This is a genomic window from Actinomyces sp. AC-20-1, assembly GCF_023369555.1.
In the GTDB taxonomy this organism is placed as follows: Bacteria; Actinomycetota; Actinomycetes; order Actinomycetales; family Actinomycetaceae; genus Actinomyces.
This window is the reverse complement of the sequence record NZ_JACJVC010000034.1, coordinates 1-6,152: the sequence shown is the minus strand read 5'-3', so window position 1 is coordinate 6,152 and position 6,152 is coordinate 1. Positions and strand designations below refer to the sequence as shown.

The window sequence follows — 6,152 nt, the reverse complement described above, 5'->3', positions numbered from 1 at the left end:
CCAAAAACAAAACAAGCACACCCACCAAACCACCCCCAGACACAAAACCCAGGAACAGCCCAGCAGACGCACCCACTATGGCATAAAAAACATGACACACTATCGAGCTCTCAAACAACACACCCACAAGAAACACAACAGGAAACCAAACGGCATCCCGTCAGCCCCTCAAGGCGACCCGACCAAGTTAACCAGGGGATCTCGAGCCAGTCAACACCAGGATCAGTGATCCCAGTCTCAACTTGCTCCGGATAACCGCCGGACCCAGTCGAACCACCGCCCAGAAGCACGAGCCCCGAGCGGCAGCGGGTAGAACCTTAACCCCACGCCACCCCCACACGTCAAACCGCCAGAGCGTGACGTCGCACACCCCTCCGAGCTGTGCCCGGGCCGCCGCGCTCGGGGGAGAGACGAGAGCCTGCCCCTCGGGACGGTCGCGGATGAGCGCGTGTCACGGATCCCTAGTCAGAGACTGCCGCTGCTGCGCGCTTCCGCAGTATTCCGCGGTTTCTGTGAGGAGCGGGTACCCCGGAAGGGGCTCTGACCAGGGACGAGTGACACGCACCCGCGCCAGACACGAAAAAACCCGGACCTTCCGGTCCGGGTCTCGGTGGAGCTAGGGGGATTCGAACCCCCGACCTTCTCATTGCGAACGAGACGCGCTACCAACTGCGCCATAGCCCCAAGTGCTGGATGATCGTAGCACCGCCTGTGGGAGCGCCTGCAAGCCACGGCTCCGTGAGGCGGACCACGGTCCGGTCCCTAGCGGCCCCGGGCTCAGGAACCGGCAGGGGCTCAGGCCCCAGCAGCCCGACGGCGCTCCAGCACGGCATCCAGGTCGATGGGGGCGGCAACCTCCGCCTCCTCCTCGAGCGGCAGGTAGGCGCGTGCCGCGACCGGTCGCATCGGCACCGGCGCGGAGGGCCGGGCCGGCTCCTCCAGGCCGTCGACCACCCGGCGCGGGGCGCCCGCCACCAACGTGTAGGTCGGCGCGGGGACCTTGACCGGGGTCCACCCCTGCGGCGGGGTCGCCGTCGTCGGCTCCTGGGTACTCCTCACCGAGGAGCCCACCGTCTCCGCCACCTCCACCGTCTCGGCCACCGGAGCCTTATCGGCCGCAGCGCTGCCGGGCTCAGCGGCCAGTTCCCCAGCCGGCACCGGCTCCTGAACCTTCTCGGCCACAGCCCCGGCAGAAGCCTCCTCGGCAGGAGCCGCCTCCTGCGCGCTCGGCGCATCGGTCGGCGCCTCGGCCCGCGGCTCCTCCGCAGTCACCTGGACGGCAGGAACCTCACCCGTCAGCCGGGCGAGGTCGGCCTCCAGCCGGGAGACCCGGCGCCGCTCGCGCCGGTCCGCCTCGGCAGAGGCCACAGCGGCCTGACGGCCCACCGCCATCGACGCCGCCAGCAGCACGCCGGGCACCAGCACCGGCCACCACGGCAGCACCGTCACTGCGGACACGACCGCGGTGCCCGCCAGCACGCCGAGGAGCACCAGCGCCACGACCGCCCGGCGGGAGGCGGCCACCCGGCGGCGCTCACGCCCCTCCTGGTGGGCGCGACGTGCGCGCGCCAGCTCACGCTCGGTACGCAGCGCACGCACGTTCCTCACTGCCGGCCTGTTCATGGCCCTGACCTCCGGTCGGTACTTGAAGATCTCCGCGTGCACCTCGTTCGCGCAGGCGTCGTCGGCGACGTGCGCGGACGCCCCCGTGGCCAGGACCCTCAGGTTGCCCGAGTAGCGGTCCTGAGCCCGCGACAGGCCCATCACCTCACGACGACCCACCAGCAGCGGCAGGAGGTACACGGCGAGAACCACGACGAGAACGACCAGCGCCCAGATCTCGATTCCCACCTGGCAACCGTAAGCGGCTAAGGCACGCGCGGGCCGCAGCGACGCGGCGTGTTGACCCTCCTGACCGGCTCCCGCGCCACCCCCGCTGCCCGGCGTCGCCCGGCCCCGGGCTCACCCGGCCCGGGCGGCCAGCCGGGCCACCAGGGCGCCGTCGGCCTCCATCTGCTCCGCCGTGCGCACGTGCACCACGTGGTCCGCCCACTCGCCGTCGATGTGCATGAGCCCTCGGCGCAGGCCCTCGCGCTCCAGCCCCAGCCGGCGGCACACCGCCAGGCTGCGCGCGTTGTCCGGCCGGACCGCCACCTCCACCCGGTGCAGGCCCACCTGCGGCCCCAGCAGGTGGTCGATGACCATCGCCAGCGCCAGCGTCATCACGCCCCGTCCCTCCCAGGGGCTGCCGATCCAGTAGCCGACCGTCGCCTGGCGCAGCGAGCCCCACTGGATCGGCGCCACCGTCACCTGGCCGGCGAAGACGCCGTCGACCTCCAGGACGAGGGGCATGGACTCCCCCCGGCGCGCCTGGGCCCACCCGCGCCGCACGTAACGGCGGAACGACGGCGGGATCTCACCCGAGCCGGGCGGCAGGCTCGCCTCCCAGCGCGACAGGCGGGCGTCGTCGGCCAGGCGCAGGCGCGCCCACGGCCCCTCGTCCCCCACCGACAGCGGCCGCAGCACCACGGTCTGCGGGCCGCGCGCCAGCCCCCGCACCGTCACCGCGGGCTCGCGCAGCACCACGGGCCACGCGTACCGGCGCCGGCCCCACCCGGCCGTGAGCACGCCCGTCAGCCGGGCCAGGGCCCCGGTCACGCTCAGGCGTCCAGCAGCAGGCAGTGCAGGCGGTCGCCGGCCACGACCGTCGTCGTCTCCTCAGGGACGACGACGACGGCGTTCGCGCGCGCCAGCCCCAGCAGCCGGTAGGTGCCCGGCTCGCAGGTGGGCTCCGCCCGGTAGCCCTTGGCGGGCGAGCCCGTCAGGTGCACCGGGACGAACTCGCGCTTGCCCGACGGCGAGTGCCAGCCCGTGCTCACCTGTGCCGGCAGGGAGGTGCGGTGCAGCGAGGCCCAGCCGGCGATCTGCCGCAGCACCGGGCGCACGAAGGTCTCGAAGGCGATCTGCGCGCCCACCGGGTCGCCGGGCAGGCAGAAGATCGGGGTGCCCTCCACCGTGCCGACGCCGAGCTGGCGGCCGGGCGCCATGGCGATAGCGTCGAAGCGCACGGAGCCCAGTGGCGCCAGCACGTCCTTGACCGTGTCCCCCTGGCCGACGGACAGCCCGCCCGTCGTGATGAGCACGTCGGCGCGCACGAGCTGGTCCTCGATCGTCTCCGACAGTGCCCGCAGCTCGTCGGGCACGGCCGCGACGCGGAAGGCCCGGCCCCCGGCGTCCGTCACCGCCGAGGCCAGGGCGTGTCCGTTGGCGTCGTAGACGTCGCCGCTCTCGCGGGGGCCGCCCGGCTCGACCAGCTCGTCGCCGATGGACACGATGACGACGCGCGGGGCCGGGTGGACCTTGACCCGCTGGCGTCCCACACCGGCCAGCAGGGCCACCTGGCGGGCGGAGACGCGGGCCCCCTGCGGCAGGACGGTGGTGCCGGCCGCGATGTCCTCGCCGCGCCGGCGCACGTTGTCCCCCGCTGCGGGGCGGGTGCGCACCTGCACCCTGGAGGTGCCGCGGTCCGTGTCCGTCCAGGCGACGACGGCGTCGGCACCCGTCGGCATCGGGGCCCCCGAGTCGATGAGGACCGCGGAGCCCGGCACCAGGCGCGTCGGGCGGACGTCGCCGGCGCGCACGGCGTCCATGACGTCGAGGCAGACCGGGTGCTCCGGTGAGGCGTCCTCGAGGTCGGCGGTGCGCACCGCGTAACCGTCGAGTCCCGCCAGGTCCCGGGAGGGCAGGTCGATGTCGGCGACGACGTCCTCCGCGAGGACGCACCCGACGGCGTCGGGAAGGACCACGTCGAGGGGGGCGGCGGCCTGGGCGATGTCGAGGCACGCGGACAGGTGCTCGGCGACGGTTCTCATGGTGCCTCCTGGTGCGGCGGGCCTGCCGGGACGGTGCGGGGCGACGGGGCGCCCCGGGTGGTCAGGCTACTCGGCGGGCCGGGTGAGGCAGGCGCCCGCGCACCTGAGAGGATGGGGTCATGACTACACAGGCCCGCCCGCTGCCCGTCACGGACGGGCTCGAGGTCAGCGACGCCAAGGAGCACCTGCGTCAGGTCCTGCGCCGGCACCGGCGTGAGCACCACCGTCACCCCGCGACCGGTCACGACGCCGCCTGCGAGGCCGTCACCGACCACGCCCTGCAGGCCGTCCAGGGCCTCGGCAGTGTCGCCGCCTACGTCTCGGTGTCCCACGAGCCCTGCACGCGCCTGCTCCTTGAGTGTCTGCACGAGGAGGGGGTGCGCGTCCTGCTGCCCGTGCTCGGGCCCCAGCTCTCGCGCTCGTGGGGCTACTACCGGGGCGAGGACGACCTCGCTGAGCGCGCTCCCGGCCGTCCGCCGGAGCCGAGCGGCGAGGTCCTGCCCGCCGAGGAGGTCCACCGGGTCCAGGCCCTCATCGTCCCGGCCCTGGCGGTGGACCGGGGCGGCAGACGCCTGGGGCAGGGAGGGGGCTGGTACGACCGGATGCTGCCGCTGCGCGCCGAGGGCGCCCAGATCTTCGCCATGGTCCACCCGGACGAGCTCGTGGCCGGCCCACTGCCCGTCGAGGAGCACGACGTCGCCGTCGACGCGGTCCTCACCTCGGAGTCCTGGTTCCTGCTCGAGGGATCGGCCTTCTCCTCCGGCGCCTGAGCGCCCCTCCGGCGCCGGAGCACCGGGCTCCACAGGCCCCGTCCGTGACAGGGTGCGGAACGCGAGTCCACAGCCCGGCTGTCCGCCGGGTGAGGAGGCGGCCCCGAGGAGGGAGGGTGGACGCATGCCGCTCCACCGCTCGCCCGCCACTCCACCCACCGCGCCCGTCTCGGGGCGGCGCCGTCCGCCGCGCCCGTCCCTGCTCCTGTGGCGGTGGCGCCACCTCGTCGTGGGCCTGTGCCTGGGTGCGGTGCTCGCCCTCGCGCTGAGCGTCATGCGCCCGGCCGGACCGCAGACCACCCGCGTCCTGGTGCTGGCCCACCCTGTGGGCGCCGGGGCGGTCCTCACGGCCTCCGACGTCGAGTGGCGCGACGTCCCCCGGGCCGCCCTGCCGCGGGGCGGCCTCGCGGACGAGGGCGTCATCGGCAGCCGGGCGGCCGTCGCCCTGGAGGAGGGGACCGTCCTGGCGACGACGATGACCTCCTCCGCTCTCGCCGTCGGCCTGTCCCCCACCGAGCGGCTCGTCCAGGTCCCCGTCGGCATCGGCGCCGAGATGGCCCAGGCGGGCAGCGTCGTCGACGTCGTGGCCGAGGACCCGTCCGGGTCGGGTGAGCCCGTCGTCGTCGCGGCGGGGGCGAGAGTGGTGCTCGCGCACACCGAGGGCGAGGAGAGTCACTGGGGATCCGGGTCCCACATCACACTCGTCAGCCTTGCCGTTCCCGCGACGGCGGCTAGCCTTGTCGTTGGAGCCGCGACACAGGGCACCCTCGGCATCGTGCTGAGCCCCTGACGCGGCACGCCCGCCGCCACGCGGCCGCGGCCCCCTTCGACCTCCCCCAGCGCTGCGCCCGGCCTCCCCGTGCCCGTCAGCGCCCGTGCCGCACCGGCACCCCACAGAAAGGCCTCCCATGATCAAGGGATTCAAGGAGTTCATCGCCCAGGGCAACGCCCTCGACCTGGCCGTCGCCGTCATCATCGGCGCCGCCTTCAGCCCGATCGTCACCGCGATCACCGACGTCATCATGGCGGTCATCGCCGGCGTCGTCGGTCAGCCCAACTTCGACGACGTGCTCGCCTTCACGATCAACGGCTCCGTCGTCCAGCCCGGCACGATCATCACCGCGGTCATCAACTTCCTGCTCGTCGCCTTCGCCGTGTACTTCTGCATCGTCGCGCCGCTCAACAAGCTCAAGGAGAGCCGCAAGGCCGAGGAGGAGCCGGCCGCTGCCGAGCCCACCGAGGCCGAGCTGCTCGTCCAGATCCGCGACCTGCTCGCCTCCAAGTGAGCCACTCGCGGTGAGCCACTGAGCCGGCCGGCTCCGACCGGGCCTGCTCGCGCGCCCGTCGTCCCCCCAGGGGATGGCGGGCGTCGTCGTTCGGCGGGCCCCGGCCCGGGCTCCCCGGCCCGGGCCCTGCGCGGCCCCGCCCGGCCCCGGGCTCAGCCCCAGTGCGGCGGCACCTCGGCGAGCAGCCGGGCGTCATTGGCCCGCTCACCCGCACCGTCCTGCCG

At 73.9% G+C, this 6,152-nt stretch carries 6 protein-coding genes and 1 tRNA gene; 3 read left to right on the top strand and 4 right to left on the bottom strand.

The window, feature by feature from the left end:
* Positions 1 to 611: 611 nt before the first annotated feature.
* The 4 genes from H6X67_RS11585 to H6X67_RS11570 all read right to left on the bottom strand — a co-directional run bounded on the left by H6X67_RS11585 (position 612) and on the right by H6X67_RS11570 (position 3,872).
* Positions 612 to 684: transfer RNA gene (locus tag H6X67_RS11585), tRNA-Ala, on the bottom strand.
* 111 nt (positions 685 to 795) lie between these two features.
* Positions 796 to 1,851: a hypothetical protein gene (locus tag H6X67_RS11580; protein WP_249368825.1), complete on the bottom strand. Its 1,056-nt coding sequence runs from the start codon at positions 1,849 to 1,851 to the stop codon at positions 796 to 798.
* A gap of 111 nt (positions 1,852 to 1,962) precedes the next feature.
* Positions 1,963 to 2,658: a GNAT family N-acetyltransferase gene (locus H6X67_RS11575; RefSeq protein WP_249368824.1), complete on the bottom strand. Its 696-nt coding sequence runs from the start codon at positions 2,656 to 2,658 to the stop codon at positions 1,963 to 1,965.
* A gap of 2 nt (positions 2,659 to 2,660) precedes the next feature.
* Positions 2,661 to 3,872 (bottom strand): molybdopterin molybdotransferase MoeA, encoded by a 1,212-nt coding sequence (locus H6X67_RS11570; protein WP_249368823.1) that lies wholly within the window; start codon positions 3,870 to 3,872, stop codon positions 2,661 to 2,663.
* Positions 3,873 to 3,991: 119 nt separating this feature from the next.
* Between H6X67_RS11570 and H6X67_RS11565 the strand changes: the two genes are divergently transcribed.
* From H6X67_RS11565 to mscL, 3 genes are all read left to right on the top strand, one after another.
* Positions 3,992 to 4,642 (top strand): 5-formyltetrahydrofolate cyclo-ligase, encoded by a 651-nt coding sequence (locus H6X67_RS11565; protein ID WP_249368822.1) that lies wholly within the window; start codon positions 3,992 to 3,994, stop codon positions 4,640 to 4,642.
* A 124-nt stretch (positions 4,643 to 4,766) separates the two neighbouring features.
* Positions 4,767 to 5,432, top strand: a complete 666-nt coding sequence (locus H6X67_RS11560; protein WP_249368821.1) for an SAF domain-containing protein — start codon at positions 4,767 to 4,769, stop codon at positions 5,430 to 5,432.
* Between the two features lie 118 nt (positions 5,433 to 5,550).
* Positions 5,551 to 5,928 (top strand): large conductance mechanosensitive channel protein MscL, encoded by a 378-nt coding sequence (gene mscL / locus H6X67_RS11555; protein WP_249368820.1) that lies wholly within the window; start codon positions 5,551 to 5,553, stop codon positions 5,926 to 5,928.
* Positions 5,929 to 6,152: the final 224 nt, after the last annotated feature.